Source organism: Pedobacter sp. AJM (assembly GCF_002197755.1).
GTDB lineage: Bacteria > Bacteroidota > Bacteroidia > Sphingobacteriales > Sphingobacteriaceae > Pedobacter.
This window is the reverse complement of the sequence record NZ_NHOT01000003.1, coordinates 633,010-653,490: the sequence shown is the minus strand read 5'-3', so window position 1 is coordinate 653,490 and position 20,481 is coordinate 633,010. Positions and strand designations below refer to the sequence as shown.

Annotated in this window: 21 protein-coding genes; 14 read left to right on the top strand and 7 right to left on the bottom strand. The window is 37.9% G+C overall.

The window, feature by feature from the left end; genetic code table 11:
- Positions 1 to 6: 6 nt before the first annotated feature.
- Positions 7 to 1,341, bottom strand: coding sequence for a dihydroorotase (locus tag CBW18_RS08600; protein ID WP_088300884.1), 1,335 nt, complete (start codon positions 1,339 to 1,341; stop codon positions 7 to 9).
- Between the two features lie 319 nt (positions 1,342 to 1,660).
- Here CBW18_RS08600 and CBW18_RS08595 point away from each other — a divergent pair, with 319 nt between their 5' ends.
- The 4 genes from CBW18_RS08595 to CBW18_RS08580 all read left to right on the top strand — a co-directional run bounded on the left by CBW18_RS08595 (position 1,661) and on the right by CBW18_RS08580 (position 4,274).
- The gene (locus tag CBW18_RS08595) at positions 1,661 to 3,007 is read left to right on the top strand and encodes a DEAD/DEAH box helicase (protein WP_088300883.1); all 1,347 of its coding nucleotides are present in this window, start codon (positions 1,661 to 1,663) and stop codon (positions 3,005 to 3,007) included.
- A gap of 5 nt (positions 3,008 to 3,012) precedes the next feature.
- The gene (locus CBW18_RS08590) at positions 3,013 to 3,285 is read left to right on the top strand and encodes a hypothetical protein (protein ID WP_088300882.1); all 273 of its coding nucleotides are present in this window, start codon (positions 3,013 to 3,015) and stop codon (positions 3,283 to 3,285) included.
- Between the two features lie 116 nt (positions 3,286 to 3,401).
- On the top strand, positions 3,402 to 3,737 hold the full coding sequence (gldC, locus tag CBW18_RS08585) for a gliding motility protein GldC (protein ID WP_056871223.1): 336 nt from the start codon (positions 3,402 to 3,404) through the stop codon (positions 3,735 to 3,737).
- Between the two features lie 114 nt (positions 3,738 to 3,851).
- Entirely contained in the window at positions 3,852 to 4,274 is a 423-nt protein-coding gene (locus tag CBW18_RS08580) for a hypothetical protein (protein WP_088300881.1), read from the top strand.
- A 129-nt stretch (positions 4,275 to 4,403) separates the two neighbouring features.
- On the opposite strand, the gene CBW18_RS08575 is transcribed toward CBW18_RS08580, so the two are convergent.
- Both CBW18_RS08575 and CBW18_RS08570 read right to left on the bottom strand, forming a co-directional pair.
- Positions 4,404 to 4,793, bottom strand: coding sequence for a hypothetical protein (locus CBW18_RS08575; protein ID WP_088300880.1), 390 nt, complete (start codon positions 4,791 to 4,793; stop codon positions 4,404 to 4,406).
- Positions 4,794 to 4,808: 15 nt separating this feature from the next.
- A complete protein-coding gene (locus CBW18_RS08570) occupies positions 4,809 to 5,288 on the bottom strand; it encodes a methylated-DNA--[protein]-cysteine S-methyltransferase (protein WP_088301349.1) in 480 nt (159 codons plus the stop codon).
- Between the two features lie 241 nt (positions 5,289 to 5,529).
- On the opposite strand from CBW18_RS08570, the gene CBW18_RS08565 reads away from it, so the two are divergent.
- From CBW18_RS08565 to CBW18_RS08550, 4 genes are all read left to right on the top strand, one after another.
- Positions 5,530 to 6,195 carry a heme exporter protein CcmB gene (locus tag CBW18_RS08565; RefSeq protein ID WP_088300879.1) on the top strand — a complete coding sequence of 222 codons (666 nt, stop codon included), beginning with the start codon at positions 5,530 to 5,532 and terminating at the stop codon, positions 6,193 to 6,195.
- A gap of 148 nt (positions 6,196 to 6,343) precedes the next feature.
- Positions 6,344 to 7,006: a cytochrome c biogenesis protein CcsA gene (gene ccsA / locus CBW18_RS08560; RefSeq protein ID WP_088300878.1), complete on the top strand. Its 663-nt coding sequence runs from the start codon at positions 6,344 to 6,346 to the stop codon at positions 7,004 to 7,006.
- A gap of 132 nt (positions 7,007 to 7,138) precedes the next feature.
- Positions 7,139 to 7,357: a CcmD family protein gene (locus tag CBW18_RS08555; RefSeq protein ID WP_172406477.1), complete on the top strand. Its 219-nt coding sequence runs from the start codon at positions 7,139 to 7,141 to the stop codon at positions 7,355 to 7,357.
- A gap of 134 nt (positions 7,358 to 7,491) precedes the next feature.
- Positions 7,492 to 8,913 (top strand): Glu/Leu/Phe/Val dehydrogenase, encoded by a 1,422-nt coding sequence (locus CBW18_RS08550; protein ID WP_088300877.1) that lies wholly within the window; start codon positions 7,492 to 7,494, stop codon positions 8,911 to 8,913.
- A 218-nt stretch (positions 8,914 to 9,131) separates the two neighbouring features.
- Here CBW18_RS08550 and CBW18_RS08545 read toward each other — a convergent pair whose 3' ends face one another.
- The 4 genes from CBW18_RS08545 to CBW18_RS08530 all read right to left on the bottom strand — a co-directional run bounded on the left by CBW18_RS08545 (position 9,132) and on the right by CBW18_RS08530 (position 14,990).
- Positions 9,132 to 10,736, bottom strand: coding sequence for a Na+/H+ antiporter (locus CBW18_RS08545; protein WP_088300876.1), 1,605 nt, complete (start codon positions 10,734 to 10,736; stop codon positions 9,132 to 9,134).
- A gap of 64 nt (positions 10,737 to 10,800) precedes the next feature.
- Positions 10,801 to 12,141: a hypothetical protein gene (locus tag CBW18_RS08540; protein WP_088300875.1), complete on the bottom strand. Its 1,341-nt coding sequence runs from the start codon at positions 12,139 to 12,141 to the stop codon at positions 10,801 to 10,803.
- A gap of 82 nt (positions 12,142 to 12,223) precedes the next feature.
- On the bottom strand, positions 12,224 to 14,221 hold the full coding sequence (locus tag CBW18_RS08535; RefSeq protein WP_088300874.1) for a hypothetical protein: 1,998 nt from the start codon (positions 14,219 to 14,221) through the stop codon (positions 12,224 to 12,226).
- An 88-nt stretch (positions 14,222 to 14,309) separates the two neighbouring features.
- Positions 14,310 to 14,990: a hypothetical protein gene (locus tag CBW18_RS08530; protein ID WP_088300873.1), complete on the bottom strand. Its 681-nt coding sequence runs from the start codon at positions 14,988 to 14,990 to the stop codon at positions 14,310 to 14,312.
- A 296-nt stretch (positions 14,991 to 15,286) separates the two neighbouring features.
- Between CBW18_RS08530 and CBW18_RS08525 the strand changes: the two genes are divergently transcribed.
- From CBW18_RS08525 to CBW18_RS08500, 6 genes are all read left to right on the top strand, one after another.
- Entirely contained in the window at positions 15,287 to 15,721 is a 435-nt protein-coding gene (locus CBW18_RS08525; RefSeq protein ID WP_088300872.1) for a cytochrome c maturation protein CcmE, read from the top strand.
- Positions 15,722 to 15,726: 5 nt separating this feature from the next.
- Positions 15,727 to 18,195 (top strand): cytochrome c biogenesis protein CcsA, encoded by a 2,469-nt coding sequence (ccsA, locus tag CBW18_RS08520; protein ID WP_088300871.1) that lies wholly within the window; start codon positions 15,727 to 15,729, stop codon positions 18,193 to 18,195.
- A gap of 3 nt (positions 18,196 to 18,198) precedes the next feature.
- Positions 18,199 to 18,963, top strand: a complete 765-nt coding sequence (locus CBW18_RS08515) for a Rossmann-like and DUF2520 domain-containing protein (RefSeq protein ID WP_088300870.1) — start codon at positions 18,199 to 18,201, stop codon at positions 18,961 to 18,963.
- A gap of 40 nt (positions 18,964 to 19,003) precedes the next feature.
- Complete coding sequence (locus CBW18_RS08510; protein WP_088300869.1) at positions 19,004 to 19,336, top strand: 2Fe-2S iron-sulfur cluster-binding protein; 333 nt, start codon at positions 19,004 to 19,006, stop codon at positions 19,334 to 19,336.
- A gap of 144 nt (positions 19,337 to 19,480) precedes the next feature.
- A complete protein-coding gene (iscX, locus tag CBW18_RS08505; RefSeq protein WP_088300868.1) occupies positions 19,481 to 19,723 on the top strand; it encodes a Fe-S cluster assembly protein IscX in 243 nt (80 codons plus the stop codon).
- Between the two features lie 73 nt (positions 19,724 to 19,796).
- Positions 19,797 to 20,324 carry an HAD family hydrolase gene (locus CBW18_RS08500; RefSeq protein ID WP_088300867.1) on the top strand — a complete coding sequence of 176 codons (528 nt, stop codon included), beginning with the start codon at positions 19,797 to 19,799 and terminating at the stop codon, positions 20,322 to 20,324.
- Positions 20,325 to 20,481 lie beyond the last annotated feature (157 nt).

Genomic DNA, 20,481 nt, shown 5'->3' with positions numbered 1-20,481 from the left:
ACAAATCTATCGTGCAAAAGTTAGGCGTTTCCCAATCTGATCAGTCGTGAATTTGCCATTTTGATAAGCCAGATTTCCTGATACGAAAGTGTGGGTAATACTGGCCTGGAAGGTATCTCCGTCAAACGGACTCCAGCCACATTTGTAGAAATTATTCAATTTGGTTACTTTCCAGGAATCTTTCAGGTCAACCAAAACCAGGTCAGCCCAATATCCCTCGCGGATGAACCCACGTTTTTCAATATCGAAACAGATCGCCAGGTTATGTGCCGTTTTTTCTGCAATTTTTTCTAAAGAAATTTTGCCCTGCAGATGCATTTCCAATAAGGCAGGCAAAGCATGCTGAACCAATGGTCCGCCCGATGGAGCCTGCGCGTAAGGTTGATTTTTTTCTTCCAGGGTGTGAGGCGCATGGTCCGTTGCAATTACATCAATATAGTCATTGAGTACGCCCTGTAATACACCTTTTTGATCATCTTCGGTTTTTACTGCAGGATTCCATTTAATGAAATTTCCTTTTGAAGCATAATCTTTATCGTTAAACCAGAGGTGATGTATGCAAGCTTCAGCCGTGATTTTTTTATCTTTTAATGGAGTTGTATGATCAAATAAAGCTATTTCTTTAGCCGTTGAAATATGAAGAATATGCAAACGCGTTTGGTAGCGTTTCGCTAGTTCAACGGCTAATGACGATGAGGTATAACATGCTTCTGCGCTGCGAATCAGCGGATGCATATCAATGGTTAAATCATCACCGTATTTTGCTTTAAATGCGGCCAGATTATGGCGGATCGTTGCTTCATCTTCACAGTGTGTGGCCACTAAAATGGGGGCTTTGCTGAAAATATTTTCCAGCGTTTTTTCATTATCCACCAGCATATTGCCGGTTGATGAACCCATAAAAACTTTTATGCCACATACATTTTTAGGGTCAGTTTTTAACACTTCATCAATGTTGTCATTGCTGGCACCCATGTAAAAAGAGTAATTGGCTAAAGAAGTTTCTGCTGCAATGGCATATTTGTCAGCCAGTAATTCCTGAGTTAAAGTATTTGGAACTGTATTCGGCATCTCCATAAAAGAGGTAATTCCTCCTGCAACAGCGGCCATACTCTCCGTAAATATATCTGCTTTATGTGTTAAACCTGGCTCACGGAAATGAACCTGATCATCAATCATTCCCGGTAAAAGGTATTGTCCTTCAGCGTTAATTTCCTGTGCTTCGGGTGCAGAAAGATTTTGACCAATTTTTTCAATTAATCCATCTTTAATTAATACATCAGCAACAATTTTTTGTCCCTCGTTTACAATTGTGGCGGCTTTTATCAGGTAAGCATTCATGCTTCAAAGGTAAAAATAGATTTGAGAAGTCAGATATGGGATTTGAGAAATAGGAGGTAAAATTTGGACGGATGAAAGGAAGAAACTGGGTTTAGCATTGCTGTTTTAAGTTAAACAAACCCGACAGCAGTGTGCACGAGTGTAACGAAGTAAAGCGAATGGCAGGACTACCATAGCCAAAAAATTACCGGAATTGCTTTACGCCTAATCTCTTTAATGAAGCTTTGACTTTATGTTTGAATTTAAGACTCAAGACTTCAGACTCCGAACTTCAGACTACCTCAAGCCTTTCGGCTTAAAAAACCTATCTTTGTGCGCTATGGCAAAATCGTTCGAAGAATTTAAGTTAAACAGGCAAATATTAAATGCAGTTGCCGATGCAGGTTATACTGTTGCCACACCAATACAAGAAAAAGCAATTGCTCCGGTGTTATCCGGGCAGGATATTTTTGGAATTGCAGAAACTGGAACGGGTAAAACAGCCGCCTTTGTTTTGCCAATTTTAATGCAGTTGAAATACGCTCAGGGGGATAATCCACGGGCTTTGATTTTATCTCCTACACGTGAGCTGGCCATGCAAATTGCTGAGCAGGTAAAATTATTTTCCACTTATACAGATTTGCGTTCGTTGGTGATTTTTGGCGGAATTGGTCCGAAAACACAAAAAGAAGAAATTGCAAAAGGGATAGATATTTTGATTGCTACGCCCGGAAGGTTTTTGGATTTATATCTTGCAGGAGACATTAATACACAAAGTTTAAAATTTCTGGTACTGGATGAAGCCGATAAAATGATGGATATGGGCTTTATTGGTTCAATCCACAGGATATTGGAAATTGTGCCGCGCAAACGCCAGAACTTGCTTTTCTCGGCAACGATGAGCGAGTTAGTCCAAAAAATTGCAGGTGATTTTTTAAATAATCCGCTTGTTATTGAAGCTTCAGCACAGGCTACACCAGCAGCTAATGTCACGCAGGCATTATACTATGTTCCGAATTTTAAAACGAAAATAAATTTGTTACAGCATTTGCTAAAAAATGATGAAGCTTTTTCACGCCTGATTATTTTCTGCAAAACCAAAATGGTTGCAGACAATATTTTCAGTTTTATTGAGCGTAGATATGGTGCCGATAATGTTCGTGTAATTCATGCCAATAAGGGACAAAATACCCGTATTAATTCTATCAACAGCTTTAAGGAAGGTAATATCAGGGTGCTTGTTGCTACCGATGTTGCCAGTAGAGGAATTGATGTGAGTGATGTGAGCCATGTGATTAATTTCGATGTTCCGATTATTATTGAAGATTACGTGCACAGAATCGGGCGGACGGGTAGGGCCTTTGCTAAAGGAGACGCCATTACTTTTGCTACCGATGCGGAAAAATATTATATCCGTAAAATTGAGAAATTAATTCGCCAATATATTCCTGTTGCTGAAATCCCTGAAGGGGTTTATATTGATGAAACGCCTTATGAGGAACGCCAGCAGATTGCCAAGGAAATTGATATGCAGAAACGCAAGGAAGATCCTGATTTTAAAGGTGCTTTCCATGAGAAAAAGCATGCTGCCGCCATAGAGAAGAAAGTTCGCGAAAAGGCCAAGGCAAAAGCTGGAAAAGAAGTAAAATCATTTAAAAAGGGTAAACGTTTCGATAAGAAAAAGTAGGGAACATGAAGCTGAGGATTACGCCCCTGAATATTATTGGTGCTATTGGATTAGGATTGGTAGCCTTTACTATTTTAAGTCCGGAAAAGCATGCGCCAAGACAGGTAGATTTTAGTGGTTTTTATCTTTTAATACTGGGATGTTTAATTTTAGTCACCTTTATTACTGATTTGATCTTCCGTTTTACACTTAAGGATTTAAAAAAAATCTGGATGGTGGAATCCATTTTTATTGTCATTACCGCAGTGTTGATGCTGATCATCCAAAGGATCTCGTAATTAAACCGTAAAAAATATTCTCGCAGGCTTTTCAAGCGTATAATCAAAATAAAAATTCAGCATCTTTGCGCCATAAATTAAAACTGTGGAATCTCCACAATCAGTGAAATCATTTTATGAAGACAGCAGAAATAAAATTAACAGTTGAGTTAGACGAAGGTAATAATCCAGATAACATTCTTTGGGAAAGTACAGATTCTGGAAATGCAGATAAAGTACCGGCAAAAGCAATGTTCTTATCTGTTTGGGACCATAACTATAAAAACACGCTCAAAATTGACCTCTGGACCAAGGATATGCCTGTTGATGAAATGAAACGTTTCTTTTACGAAACTTTACAAACCATGGGCGACAGCTTTTTAAAAGCCACCAATGAAACGCTGATTGTGGAAGACCTGCGTGATTATTGTGCGCACTTCGCAGAGAAAATGGGGATTGTAGAAGGGCAGTAGTTTAGTCATTAGTCATTAAAAATACCAGGTAAGTTAGCGATTTAACCATTAACTTCCGTTACAAACAATTACCAATCAATGGAATCGTTAAAATCAATGTAATCATTTTTAACTATGTTAATATTAAATAAATTCAGGGCTTTTATAGGTGTTTTACTTTGTATCATTGCAGGTTTTTGTCCGATGTTGAAAGTGCCGATTAAAGGAAACTGGAATCTATATCAATCGGATGCCCGCTTGTTTATGATCACTTATGCCATCATTGTTATTTCAGTACTTTTTCTCTTTATCAGAAAGGCTGGTGCATTCAGGTTCATGAGTTTTGTAATGGCTATCTGGTATGTATTGGCAGTGATAGCCGTTTATTTTACAGCTAACAATTATACCAAATATGGCTTCGCCAATAAATTAATCGGTAAGGTTGTTCATTTCCAATGGGGATGGATTGTTCTTTTGGTAGGTGTTCTATTTATGCTTTTTAGCACCAAACGTGGCGATAAGATAACTGCCACAAGTAATCCTGACGTATTGAAGTAAGGTTAATGCATTGGATGATGCGGTCCTTCATTTGTATTGCCTGATCATGCATTGCAATCTATAAAGTTTGATGGCAACGCATGATCGAGATTCAGGGTTAGATTGCGCTTCGAAATAGATTCGGATAAATTAGTCGGCAATAAATAAATCGGCTGTATCCTCTTCTAGTGGAATATAAATTCTTTCCCATTCCTCGCCTTCGATAATTTCCCAGGTATGCCCGATGCCTTTTGTGTCGTTCGCAATTAAAATAATTCCAGGCTCAATGATAAAAGTTTCGCCGTTGGTTACGCTAAATTTTAATTTTCCTTTTAAGGTAATTACATATTGCCGCCGAGGTGCCGGATGCGGAATGCCTTCCAGGGTGGAAACATCCGTTTTGGCGAAAAAATAGCTGGCATTGATGTGTTGTTGTACCGGAATTTTTCCGCTTTCAAAGCTGCAATCATCGTTATCCAGGTTGATCAATCTAATGGCTTTTAAATATTTATTCGTTCCGGCTTTTTGTAATGATGTCATCTTCAATTGATATAATTAAAATTTAATTGTGGTTTGTCCCCTTTGCGCTATTTCCCTTTCATGTTCCAGGAGCCATTGCTTTCTCCATAAACCACCGGCATAACCAACCAGTTTGCCATTGCTGCCAATCACTCTGTGACATGGAACAGCAATGGCGATGTTGTTTTTGCCATTAGCTGCTGCGATAGCCCGGATGGCCAGCGGATGATGTGCAGAAAACTTCGCATAAGAAACCGTTTCTCCATAAGGAATATTCAGTAAGTTTTGCCAAACCTGTTGTTGAAAATCAGTGCCTTTTTGTTTAATGGGGAAATCGAACTTTTTTAAGTTACCGTTAAAATAGTTTTTTAACTGATTGGCAACATTTCTGGTCAATTCGTTTTCAGTTAATCCATCATTTTCCGTTGCTGAAAAAGTTATGGCGCACACAAAATCATCATCAGCTAAGATGGTTAATTTGCCAATCGGCGATGCTATTACTGATGCATAATTCATAGATTTATTTTTTGCCACTGAAACGCATCGCCCGGGGAATAAAAAGAATCAATTCCTTTACATCCAACAGAAAAGTTTACGGTATAATTTTCAGTGCATTTTATAGCTAAATTCTTTAATCTTAATGAGATAATAATTATTTATTTAAATGTGTCGGCAGCAACCTAATCTTTAAACAATATTACAACAATCCAACAAAATTACGCACCGATAATTTCTCAATAAAAGTATCTTTGCGGTTATGCAACTGGCCAAAGAGGTTAAATATTTAATCCATAAGGAAGTACTGTTAGAGTGGCGCTCCAAATATACCATCAATGGAATCCTATTGTATGTCGTTTCCACTATTTTTACCTGTTATTTATCTTTTGTAAGTCTTGGTGATAAGCTTGCCTGGAATGCATTGTTCTGGATTATTATACTTTTTGCCTCCATAAACGGTGTTTCCAAAAGCTTTCTGCAGGAAACGAAAGGTCAGCAATTGTATAACTATATTCTGGCAAGTCCGGCAGCAATATTAATTTCAAAAACGGTATATAACACAATATTAATGCTGGTTTTAACCACCATAGCACTGGGGTTTTATACACTGGTGTTTGATTCTTTTACACCTCCCGATTTACTTTTATATTATGTAGCTGTAATGATGGGCAGTATCAGTTTTTCTACTGTTTTTACGATGGTTTCGGCCATCGCGAGTAAGGCGGGTAACGGCGGAATGCTGATGGCGATTCTCAGTTTTCCAATCATCATTCCTGTATTAATTCTGTTAATAAAACTGGCTAAAAATGCAGTAGATGGTCTGCCATGGGAAAATAGTTACGATGAAATTGGGATGTTATTGTTGGTAAATGTACTAACCGTTGCCACCTCTTTATTGTTATTTCCTTACCTTTGGCGGGATTAAAAAAATGATTGAATGATTGAATGATTGAATGAAAGAATGATTGAATTATAGAATGAGAAATTCGCAAGTATAAATCCTTGATGATTTTTAAGGCGTAATAAAAGAATATTCTCCCATTCAAAACTTGATCATTCAAAATTATATATGTATGAATAAAACTTGGTGGAAAATCTTAGGTTCAGTGCTGGTTATTTACACGGCAATAGCAGGTTTGTTAATGGGTGTGCCGCGTTTGCCTATCATTAATGAATCAATCCGGAATTTATATTTCCATGTACCGATGTGGTTTGCCATGATTGTTTTGTTCTCTATTTCTGTTTTTTACAGCATCAAATCACTGAGCACCAAAAGTGAAATTGATGATATTAAAGCCGTAGAAAGTGTAAATGCAGGAATTGTTTTCGGCCTTTTAGGCTTAGTTACGGGGGCCATCTGGGCGAAATATACCTGGGGGCAATTCTGGAGTTTTGATCCTAAGCAAAATTTTGCTGCCATTTCGGTATTACTTTATTTTGCTTACCTCATTCTTCGTAATGCCATAGATGAAGAGCAAAAGCGAGCTAAAATTTCAGCCATTTATAACATTTTTGCTTTTCCGATGATGGTGGTTTTACTTTTTGTATTGCCTCGTTTAAAAGATTCATTACATCCTGGTAACGGTGGTAATCCTGGTTTTAACAGCTATGATTTGGATAGCCGCATGCGCATGGTATTCTACCCAGCCTGTTTGGGTTGGATTTTGATCGGCTACTGGGTCTATACCATTCGTTTCAGAATACGTTCCATCGAAACTAAACAGCAACAGAATTAATAGCAAAGAGCAAAGAGCAAGGAACAAAGAGCAAAGATTGAAGTGCAGAAAGTAAGATGCAGAACTGCCTTTTTTATCTTTTACCTCTCAAAATTAAAATTTTTAACAGCACAATATTTCAATAACACCAACATGAAGAAGATATTTTTATCACTGATATTAATGCTAACTGCGGTACAATTATTTGCGCAGGATAATGGCGTGGAAATGGCAGATCGACTGCGCAGCGATGGTAAAATCTATGTAGTGGTTACCTGTATTGTGATCATTTTAGTCGGTTTACTGGCTTATCTTTTCTCAATTGATAAAAGATTAAAAAAAATAGAAAAAGAAAATTCGGACAAAAAGTAAGCTTAAACGTTTTAAAGCCATTTTTTCAGTCATTTTCAATTGGTGTTTCCTTTACACTAAGTATTTTTTCATTTGGATATATGCTGTTTTTTTAGCCAATTTTGCGGCATACTTAATTCATAAAAGATAAATAAATGGCTAATCTAGCAGACGAGAACAAGTTTTTTGCAGATGTTTGTAAGAACTTTGACAGTGCGGCTCAATTCACCAATCACCCTGAAGGTTTATTGAACCAGATTAAAGCATGTAATAGTGTGTATCGTTTCCAATTCCCTATTCGCAGAGGAAACGGTTTTGAAGTAATTGATGCCTGGCGAGTAGAGCACTCGCATCACATGAGTCCAACCAAAGGTGGTATCCGTTACAGTGAAATGGTTAATGAGGATGAAGTAATGGCACTTGCAGCCTTGATGACATATAAATGTGCCATCGTAAATGTACCTTTCGGAGGTGCAAAAGGTGGTATTAAAATCAACACCAAACAATATAGTGTAGCTGAACTGGAAACCATCACCCGCCGATATACAACTGAATTAATCAAAAAGAATTTTATTGGCCCTGGTATTGATGTCCCGGCTCCGGATTATGGATCTGGTGAACGCGAAATGAGCTGGATTGCAGATACTTACATGACCATGAATCCTGGTCAGCTGGATGCATTGGGTTGTGTAACCGGTAAACCAATTGCCTTACATGGTATCCGCGGACGTAAAGAAGCTACCGGTCGTGGTGTGGCTTATGCCGTTCGTGAATGTGTTGATGTGGCTGAGGATATGGCTAAAATCGGTTTCAAGGCTGGTTTAGGTGATAAAAGGGTAATTGTTCAGGGCTTAGGTAATGTAGGTTATCACTCTGCAAAATTCCTGGCCGAATTTGGGGCAACCATCGTTGGTTTATGTGAGTATGAAGGTGCCATCTACAATCCAAATGGTTTGAATGTAGATGAGGTTTTTGCGCACCGTAAAAATACAGGTTCGATTTTAGGATTCCCTGGTGCAACAGATTTCAGAAATTCAATGGAAGGTTTAGAGCAGGATTGTGATATCATTGTACCTGCTGCGCTGGAAAATCAATTTACTGAACTGAATATCCGCAACATCAAAGCAAAAATTATTGCTGAAGGTGCGAACGGACCAACTACACCTGAGGCTGAATTGATTTTCACTGAAATGGGTGGGATCATCATTCCGGATATGTATTGCAATGCCGGTGGTGTAACCGTTTCTTACTTCGAATGGTTGAAGAACCTTTCTCACGTAGCTTTTGGTCGTATGGAAAACCGTTATGCGGCAAATTCAAACGCTAACCTGATTGCAACTTTAGAAAACTTAACAGGAAAAACCATTCTTCCGGAACACCGTTTAATGATTGTGAAAGGTGCTTCAGAAATGGAATTGGTCAATTCCGGGCTGGAAGATACCATGATCCATTCTTACCATGAGATCCGTGAAACCCTGAAAGTAAAACCGGGTACACAAACATTAAGAACTGCTGCTTTTGTAAATTCTATTGATAAAATTGCAGTTTCTTATATGAACTTGGGCGTTTGGCCATAGGGAGTTGAAAGTTAAAGCTTAAACGAAAATCCTTGCAAATGATACTTGCAAGGATTTTTTGTGTTGGAAGGGTATGGTTCTGAGTAATTTTGGACAAGAGTTAGTCCTCCATTTTTTGCTTTTCAGGATAGAAAAAAACCGGCATCTACCGCAATCTGGTTGAGATACATCAATTTTGTTTAGCCAATGGTATAGCAGATGTTGCCTGATCAAACCAACTAAGAAGTAATGCTTAATTCTTCCAGATCCAACCGCCATTCTTCTTTTCTGATAATGTCATCATCATAATTTTTATTGCGCTTTAAATGGTGCAGTTCGTCACGCTGAACCTGAATTAATGCAATTACAATTTCATTATAGGCCTTTAAATCATGCTTGTTAATTTCACCTTTTTTATAAGCCTGAAGTGTATCTTTTTTCTCATTTAAAGAATGCTGCAATTCAGCCTTCAGATTCACCATCAGTTCATTGTGGGTACATTGATACTGGTAATCAGCCACTAACTTTTCCAGTGAAAGATCAATCAACCTCAGCTTAATCTGGCTGATTTGTTCCTGCTCAGAAAGCTTATGCTTTGGTTCAGGTATGTTTAACAGTTTAATAAAAAGCGGAAGTGTTAAGCCCTGAACCACCAGTGTAAAAAAGATCACTACGAAAGTGATAAATAAAATCAAATTCCTCAACGGAAAGGCCGTCTGATCAGCAATCATGACCGGAATGGAAAGCGCAGCAGCCAACGATACCACTCCTCTCATGCCCGCATAAACAATGACCATTGAGGAATGCCAGGTTAAATCCTGATAACGTACCCGTGTTCTTTTATTAAAAAAACTGGTAATTCTTGCGGTGGAAAAAAGCCAGATGAAACGAACCACAAGTGCCAGTATACTAATGCCAATGCCATAACCAATTGCCCTTGCAATGGGATAATCCGGACCTAAGCCTGCTACAATATCAGGTAATGCCAAGCCAATCAGGATAAATACCACGCCATTCAGTAAAAAAATCAGGGCTGACCAAACCGAAACCGTTTTAATTCTGGAGTTTGAGGTGAGGATTAAGTGTGACTGACTGGAAAGTAGCAGGCCTCCTGAAACCACAGCCATGACGCCTGAAGCTTCAAAATGTTCCGCAACGATGTACATAAAGTAAGGCGTAAGCAAGGTCAGAACGGTATCGATGTTTTCTGTAGTGGGCAGCCAGCGGTGAATGGCGTAAAATATACCGCCTATGGCTAAACCAATTATAATACCTAACCCTGCAACAGAAATAAAATTTACGGCTGCATCCTGTAAAATGAAAGTTCCGGTAGTTACTGTAGCCAGTGCAAATTTGAATACGATTAAACTGGATGCATCATTTACCAGACTTTCGCCCTCTAAAAGTGCCGTAACAGTTTTAGGAAGTTTCATTTCTTTAAGTACAGCTGCTGCGGCAACAGCATCAGGTGGAGATACAATTCCACCCAGTAAAAAGCCAAGTGCCAGTGTAAAGCCTGGTATGAAGGCAACAGATGCATAAGCTACCGCTACTGAAGTGATAAATACCAGCCCTACCGCCATCAGAAAAATGGCGCCTTTATATTCCCAGAAAGCCTTCCAGGAGGTAAACCAGGCAGCTTCGTATAATAGTGGTGGTAAAAACAACAGAAAAACAAGATCAGGATCTATTTTGATATGTGGCATACCTGGAATAAAGCCAATAAATAAACCGGCCACCACTAAAAAAATGGGATAAGAAATTTTAAGCTTTTGCCCCATCATTACCAGAAGGGTTACGCCAAGCAATAAAACCAGAATGAGAATTAAATTATCGTGTAGCATTTAATGAGATGTAAATCTATATCCCTAAATATATCAGAATTTGAAACTAAAAGCAGCAGGCAGATTAAAAATCTTTGACAATCTGATACAAAGCATTCACTTGATCATTCACGAAAGTGATTTTTCCATCCAGCCTGATCTGCCTGTCATGCATTGACCTTCCTTTTATATCCATGTATTTCAGGAGTTTCAAGTGTTGTGTTAAACCTGGAATACGCATTGATTGATTGATTTTCACTAAATCAACATTTAGTGAAAAGAACGCATTCGAGGGGATTAGCATATTATCTGCTTTATTCTTTTTTTGAGTCGTTAGCTGAAGCTGATTTTGATGGCCACCCAGAAAAACTTTATAAAGTGGAAATACTGTATTGCGTATTGTTCCACTATCGAGATTAATCACCTGTTTTTCATTAAGATAATTAATCAATAGATTTCGATCAGCTTTAATATTAAGCATCAGGTTTGGTACGCTACGTTTCTGTAAGGTTACTTTAGCCGTTTTTTCAAAGTCATCATTGTATTCATACGTAACAATAGAATCAGTTTGTGTGGTGGTATTGGTCCATTCAAAATCCAGATAACCTTTATAATATTTCAACAAGCTATCACGATCTAAAGTGCTGCTTTTTAGTTGAATTTTTTTATTTGGTAATTTAGCAAAATCAGCATTGAGCCAGGCACTTGCTGTACTTTCCTGATTAAACTTCCGATGAAAGGGTTTAACTGCCGGAATAATAGAATGATTAGCAAAATCAGCAGAGATATTTATTTCCCCACTATTGAAGTCGATTGTAACATCATTTTTAGCATCAGAATAGGCGATGTGACGGGTTGATTCTTTTATGGATTTAAATTTACCCACACCAATTTGTTGAAAGTTTTTTGCTTTCAAAATATCCAGGAGTACTGCATCAAAATTTCTGGCTTCACCAGATACAACAACAGCAACATGGTTCGCATCGTAGCAAAAAAACACATTTCCTGATCCAGCAAAGGTAATTTCATTTTGTTTCTTGAGGATTTTAAACCCAAACTTGTTATGAATAAATGTTTGAAAATTGCGGAGTTGCTTAATTTCAAATCGGGAAAACAGTGCCGTTTCCGGCTGATTTTTCATGGTATAAAAATATACACTCGCCGGGATTTTTAAGCCATGGCGAAAGTCTCCGGTAATGCTGTCAGTTTTTTTATCAGGATCAGATTTTAAATAATAGTCCGGATTGAAAAGCATATTCAGCGCCAGACTTTTATATATTTCATCGATACTAAGCTTAATTACTGCAGTAGCCGCTTTCGGAACAGCAATCTGATTGGCATGATATTGCCTGTATTTAAAGATCCCCACAAAAAAAATAAGCAGTGATAGGATGATCACTGCTATTGTTTTAAAAAATTTCTTCATAATTTATTTCAAAATGATCTTGCTACGGAATCATGAAAGCGCAGAAGCACTTTCCGTGGCTTCTGTGTTTTCTTAACAAATGTTATTTCGATGCATTTTCAATTAAAGTAAACAAATATTTCAATGCATTTTCATGCCCGTTAGGAATTTCTGCACTGATGTCTGCAGAAACCAGGTTACCCTTAATTGGATTTGATTTCATGTACACATTACCCATTTTGCCCAGTGTTTCGTTAAACTTTTTTGCTGTTTCTTCGCCACCTATTTCTTCGTTCGGCACTTTACCTACCAGGTTTTTTGCATTAAATAAGAAACTAAAATTGTTCTGGCTCAATAGTTTTTGATGTGCTTTATTAATTCTCGCATTAAATGTATTGTTGCTAATGCTTTGCATTTCTGGTAATGAATTTCCAAAAAATACAATGCCATCCTTAATCATGAAGTAAATATCTATCGGACTTTTCTTTTCTTCAATCTTATAGATATTATTGCTTACACTAACCTTGTTTTTATTTATTCCGTATTTAATGAGCTTATTCATTAAACGCTGGTCTTCTGATGAGAACATAAAAAGGAAGTCGGGAAGGGTTTCTTTTTTGGTTTTAGTTACCTCTGTTTGATTATAGTCTTCGTCATAATCATATGTGGTATAACTCACATCACGGCTGTTTAAACCATTGATGATAAATAAGGCATCGCCTTTTACTACTTTGCTTACAGCCTCTTCATCCAGCAGGAGTGAAAATAACTCTGAACCCAAAGCAATTTCTTCATCCATTTTATTGCTGCCTAAAAATGAACCATAGGTTTGCTGCATCAATTTAGGTAATTCCTCCAAATAAGCCTTCGTATCAATGGCATATCCCATAAAGCCAATTGCCTTTTCACTGTCAACATATTTCAGGAATTTTTTATTCAATTTCCGGTTCATGACTTTTTTATATGAATCGGCCTGTTCTTTTGCCAATTCCAGACCCGTAGAAATGCGGAAACTTTTTTTATCCATAAATAATTTCGAGGTTAAACTTCCGTAACCCTTCATTATTCCTGCTTTTCCGTAGCGGCCAAATTCAGGGGAGATGGAATTATAAACATCCTGCAAGCTTGAAATCCAAACTTCTGCAATGGCATTTTTATCCAGACTGGCACTGTAAGATTTATTGCTTTCAATTGATTCGTAATTGGTACTGAAGATTTTATCTGCCTGTTCGCTGATCCACATATAGGTCAGTGCTTTTATTTTTGCATCTTGTTCAACTTTTTCTTTTTGGTAGTTATCATACTGGTCCGAATCACTTACTGATCCTGCAGCATCCGTAGCAGCATCGTCAGTAGTTTCCAGCATTTTCACTTCTTCAGCCTCTGGCGCTTTTTTAATTTTGCCGGACTTTTTCCTTTTCCCCGTTTTTTTCTTGGTCACCGGTTTTTTCTTACCCGTTGTTTTGTGATTTTTCTTCGGTAGAACAGGTGGCGCAATTTCTGTTTCAACCATTGGCTCTGCCGCATAGGTAGAATCTACCGCAACTGTGGCACTATCTGTAAGCACATCATCGCTTTGATAGCGGATATCTTTAATGCCGTATTTTGCAGACTTCAGAGAATCAGCAAAGAAAGAACTTTTAATGCTACCCGTAACATAGTACATCATGGTATTGTTCCATTTAATCAAGCTGGTGCTGTCAGGCAGAAACATTGTTCTGATTTCGCCCTCAACCTTTAATTTTTTGTCTTTGTCGGTGATGAGGTTTTCAAATTTTGAAGCATCTTTAAGCGGAATCAGGAAGCAGTTATAAGTGATACTGTCGCTCAGCTGATTAAAATAATACATATTTTTCTCCAGGTTAATCCCAAAGTCTTCTATGCTGCTGAAATTTTTATCCAGGGATTTTGAGGTCTCTGTTAATAATTTTTTACCGACAAAAGATTCATTAAAATCTTTCACAAACATGAGTTTAAATACATTATCACCTTTTATGGTAGCCACAGTAAAGGCATTTTTAGGGATTTTCTTTACCAAATCCTGAGCATAGGTCAAACTGGAAAAGAATAGAAAGGAGAGTGCAACGAGAAGTTTTTTCATTTTTATAAATTTGTTTTCAAAGGTGGGTAGCTGGTTATGATCGTGTACTTTCTTCTGAATACGATTTCGTGATCATTGTAATCTTAGGTTATTTTAGGAGTTGTATTTGATTGGAAACGTTAACTTTTCCGTTGATTAAATTCATGATATTACTTTTTAGCATTACCGCCTTTTTTGATTTTGACAGGTTTGATGCCGGATTGGTCACATTTGTTACAGGAGATTCAAAACGATAGATACTGGTGTAGGTGGCACCGTTGAAAACGGCTTTATCCTGATTTTTAAGTTTGTTGAATTCAGACTTTGCATTGGCTACGGGCTGGTATTTCCTCGAAAATACTTTGGTAGCTTTATTGAAACTGTAGGAAGAGGTGTTGGTGGCTTTTATTTTTTGTTTGGCCAGGATGTTTTTAGTGATATTATTGATGTTAGATACATCTTTAAAGGTAAAGCCAATGGTGGCAATATAATGATTAAAATCGCTGCTGCTCTTTACATTTGAAATGCCATCACATTTTTTGAGATAAGCAACGGCTTCTGCCAGTTCTGACTGGATTTTTTGCTTGCTGGGAACTTTATATCCCTGAACGCTATCCAATAGCATCACAGAAGCCACTTTAGTTTTACTTTGGCTAAGGTTAATGGTCAGCGTTACATCGCCGGTTCCATCATTCCGCATGTTTATTTCTTCTACAATTTCAAAACAGGAGCTTAATGCAGGAATGAATAGGATAAATAAAATAAGCTTATAAAGTTGCCGGAGTTTCATAGGAGGTGATAATTAGGATTTCCACGATTAAAATAACAATGATCTGATTGTCAAACATACTCATTTAACTGAATTTAATGCATATCTAATCTGATGTTATAGATAATTGTCCCATACCGCAAGTATTTTAGAAATATCATATTAAAATCATCATTGATTTGATAAATTCTAAAATTTTTAATGATCTAATCCTATCATCAGTTAATTGTCAATATAACGACACGAAAACGGTAAAAGAAGGTTCGCTATGGCTATTTTTCTATCTTTGTTGCCAGCTTTTACTACAATAACACAACATGAAAAAAAGTGCAATCATTGGATTAATTACTATTGCAATTTCTGTAGGGATTCTTTTTAGCTTAAATGCCAATACGGATACTTACTCGAATTTTAAAGAGGCCGCTACTTCTCAAAAAGAAGAACATGTAATGGGCTATTGGGAAAAATCCAAAGGGATGTATTATGATGCCGTTAAAGATGCCAATCATTTTGCTTTTCACATGAAAGATGAAAAAGGTGAAATCAGAGAAGTTGTTTACAATGGTACGAAGCCTCAGGATTTCGAAAAATCAGAAAAGTTAGTGTTGATTGGTAAAATGGATGGCGATAAGTTTTATGCTTCAAAAATTCTGATGAAGTGTCCATCTAAATATAATGATAACCTGGTCGAAATAAATCAGGATGGCAAGGTTAAAGAAGTGGGTAAGTACGGCGAAAAAAAATATAATTAATTTTAATGGATATTCAATTTGTAGGTGAGAACCTGCTGCCGGGTAAAATCGGACAGTTTTTTATTGTGCTGGCTTTTAGTGCATCATTACTTTCAACCATATCATATTTTTTTGCTACCCGTGATAAAAATCTAACAGATCGTTCATGGCTTAATTTAGGTAGAATTGGTTTCCTCATCAATTGGGCCAGTATCATCGGTATTGGTGCAACATTGTTTTACCTGATTTTAGGTCACTATAACGAATACAGCTACGTTTATTGGCATTCATCTAAAGAATTACCCGTTTATTATATTGTATCTGCCTTTTGGGAAGGTCAGGAAGGAAGTTTCTGGCTTTGGGCTTTCTGGCAATCGTTTTTAGGCGCTTTGCTGATTTGGAAAGCAAAAACCTGGGAGCGTCCGGTTATGACGGTAGTTGCATTTTCTCAAGTTTTTCTAACATCCATGCTGTTGGGTGTCGAAATTTTAGGTGAGCGGATCGGAAGTTCGCCATTTATCCTGTTAAGAGATTCCCTTGATTTGAAATCAATGGCTCCTGTGGTTTTTGCCAATCCGGAGAATTTTGCCAATTATTTAAAATTTATTACCGATGGAAGAGGATTAAATCCATTGCTGCAAAACTATTGGATGGTGATTCACCCGCCAACGCTGTTTTTAGGTTTTGCAAGTATGGTGGTTCCTTTTGCTTATGGTATTGCTGCCCTTTGGCAAAAGAGATATAAAGAATGGATTAAACCTGCAATGCCATGGACGCTTTTTGCTGTCATGATTTTGGGAACGGGTATCATCATGGGTTCGTTCTGGGCTTATGAAGCTTTAAACTTTGGTGGTTTCTGGGCCTGGGATCCGGTAGAAAATGCTTCTATAATTCCATGGTTAACCCTAATTGGTGCAGTACACGTAATGATCGCGTATAAAAATACCGGTCATGCTTATTTCACTGCCATTGCATTGGTGTTCTTAAGTTTCTTGCTGGTGCTTTATGCATCGTTCTTAACCAGAAGTGGTATTTTAGGTGATACCTCCGTACACTCATTTACAGATATGGGCATGTTTGGTCACCTGATTCTGTATAATGTGGTATTTGCCGTAATTGCGATAGCCCTTATTATCGTGAGGTGGAAAGAATTACCGATCACGACTAAAGATGAAGAGACCTATTCCAGAGAATTCTGGATGTTTATTGGTGCCTTAGTGGTTACGGTTGCCTGTATCCAGATCATTTTTTCTACTTCAGTTCCGGTATTTAATAAAGCTTTCGGAACCAACTTTTCACCACCCATTGATGCAGTAAAATACTATAACCAGTGGCAGGCACCATTCGCCGTATTGATCACTTTAATTTCTGGTTTTTCACAATATTTAAAATACAAACGGACTGATCCGCGTAAATTCTACAGTAGCCTGATTTCGGCTATTTTGTTTTCATTGGTACTGACTGCTGGTTTGGTTTGGGTAGCAGATATCTACACCAACACCATGTATATTCTGATTACCTTCAGTTGTTTATTTGCGGTGTTGTCTAATTCAGCGATCTTATACCAGGCATTTGGAGGTAAGGTGAAACTGGCCGGTTCTGCCGTAGCCCACATCGGTTTCGCATTTTTAATTCTGGGCGCATTGATTTCAGCGGCAACCAATAAGCCGCTATCCATCAATGCCAATAACTTTATCCCGGTAAAGGATTTTGAAAAAACTGAAAAGCCGGGTGAAAACATCATGTTGTATAAAAATGAGCCTAAAGAAATGGGCAAGTATACGGTAACATATGTTAGCGATACCACTGAAGCACCGAATACGATTTATACCCTTAATTTTAAGGTTCTCGATAAGGAAACAGGTAAAGTTAAAGAAGATTTTAATTTGCATCCGCACGTGCAAGAAAATGAAAAGATGGGGCTGATTGCTTCGCCTGATACCAAGCATTATTTAACTTACGATGTGTATACACACATCACCAGTGCGGCGATTAAACAGGCCGATCATGGCGATCATGAAGGTCATTCTGATGATGAAAATTATAAAGAACCACGAATTGTAAAGGTTGCCGTGGGTGATACGATTCATACCTCTAGCGGTGTGGTAACTGTAAAAGCTTTAAATAACAAACCAGTGGCTAAAGACCTGGTATTGGCACAAGGAGATTATGCCGTAGGTTTGCCTTTGGAAATTAACTCAGCCGGAAAAATTTATACCGCTGAACCGATGTTTTTAATCAAGGGGAACAATACTTTCGATTTTGCCCGTAAAGTAGAAGGATTAGACCTTAAGTTCCGCTTCTCTAAGGTTTTACCTGATGAGAAAAAGGTAGAATTACAAATTTTCGAAAAACCTCAGCAGGCGAAGGACTGGGTAGTTTTTAAAGCCATTGAATTTCCATTTATCAACTTATACTGGGCAGGTACCATTGTAATGGTGATTGGTTTCTTATTATCTATTTTCAGGAGAAGAAAAGAGGCTAAAATCGCATAGCTGATGAAGATTGTTTTAATAGGTGCTGGAAATGTAGCGACTCATCTTGCACAAGCTTTAAAAAGTAGGGGTGAAGAACTCCTTCAGATTTATAGTCAGGATCTGAATCATGCTAAATTTTTGGCCGATGGCATTCCCTGTGAACCTGTTAATGATTGGAAGTTACTTAAAACCAATGCTGATTTATACATTATAGCGGTTAAAGATGATGCGATTGAAAGCATAGCTGATCAGTTGAAAACGGTTAATGGTCTTGTTGTTCATACTTCAGGCACTACAGATATTCAGGTGTTATCCTCGAAAGTTAAACATCCGGGCGTTTTATATCCGCTGCAAACTTTTTCTAAATCGAAAGCAATTTCATTTGAAGACATTCCCTTATGTATTGAAGCTGCAAATGAAGCTGATTTAAGCATTTTACAAAGCCTGGCTTCTAAATTAAGTCAAAAGGTATATCACCTGGGTGGATATCAAAGGAAGGTGCTGCATCTCTCAGCCGTTTTTGCCTGTAATTTTACCAATCATCTGTACGCATTAGCCCATCAGTTGCTTCAGGTAAACCACCTGGATTTCGAAATCATCAGACCCTTAATTAAAGAAACTGCAGATAAGGTGATGATGAATTTACCAGAAAATGTACAAACCGGGCCGGCAGTGAGGGTAGATGAAACCACATTAAACAAGCATTTGAGCATGTTAAACCACATGCCCGAACTACAGCATATTTATCAAACTTTAAGCGATAGTATAAAATTAATGCACAAATAGCATATTTACCGCTTTAGCTTACTATTTTTGCAATATAATTATGAGCATTTTTAAATTAAAAATAAATTTTGAAGAAGCTGATCACGAATCTATAGAATTACCTATAGCTGCCGGAGAATCGGTTTTAGATGTTTGCCTGGATAATGGAATAGACCTTCAGCACAATTGCGGAGGCGTTTGCGGATGCAGTACATGCCATGTTTACGTAACAAAGGGTATGGATAATTTGGAGGAAATTTCTGATAAAGAGGAAGACTTTATCGATAGAGCCGTTCGCCCAAAAATTACATCCCGTTTGGGTTGCCAGTGTGTAGTCATCAATGGAGATATTGAAGTAACCATTCCGGATCAGTCTGGCTTTATGGGACATTAGATTAGTCTGGAGTCAATAGTCTTTAGTCTCGAGTCTGCAGCATTCTTTCGAAAATGATGAAGCTATAGATGTAGTACGCCAGACCGGTAACTTTTAACTCATAACTTTCAACCTTTAACTTTTAACCTTCAACTTTACAACAACATGAACAACGATAAATTTGCCTTGCCTTTTTACTGGAATGATTATGAAGATATCGCCATGTCTTTATACGAGAAATTTGGTGATGACTTTACCGAAGCCAAAATCTATCGCATCCGTTTCACGGAGCTTTTAGAGTGGGTTTTGGAATTACCGAACTTTAAAGGAACCCGTGAAGAAAGCAGCGAAGGGCATTTAGAGCAAATACAATCTGCCTGGGTTTACGAATGGAGAGATAATCAGTAAAGTAAGTCATGAGTTCGGAGTCCTTAGTCTTGAATCGGTTCCGAACGCCTAACGCTAAACATCATACGCACAAATGTTTCTTCAAAAACTAAAGGAAATCACCACCTTCATCTTTGATGTTGATGGTGTATTAACAGATGGATCTGTTCAGGTAACAGAGAGCGGGGAATCACTGCGTACTTTTAATATTAAAGATGGCTATGCCATGCAACTGGCCGTAAAGAAGGGATATCATTTTTGCATCATATCGGGTGGAGATGGTATTGCCTTACGGAAACGTTTTCTCAATCTGGGCATAAGCGATATTTTTTTAGCCGCTGGTGATAAGGTTTCGATCTTTAACCAATATTTAAAAGAAAAAGGCATTACCGCGAGTGAAGTACTTTATATGGGTGATGACATTCCGGATTTAAAAGTGATGAAACTGGTTGGGCTTCCCACTTGTCCGGCTGATGCGGCTGAGGAGATTAAGGCCATATCTACATTTATATCTCCCTACAACGGTGGTAAAATGGCTGCACGAGACATTATTGAGAAGGTAATGAAAGTACAGGGCAGATGGCACGATGAAAATCCAAATGCTGCTGATTCGGGTAAGTAAGTTGGATCATTAGGGAAATTCGTCCTTGCGAACTGAAGGGCAGGCTCCGTAATGGCGTGAGGCAATCTTTCTTCGCAAAATAAATTGCTTCGTCGTTCCTCCTCGCAATGACGAAAATGTAATCTTATCCATTGTCTGTGGCAGAATTGCACTTAAA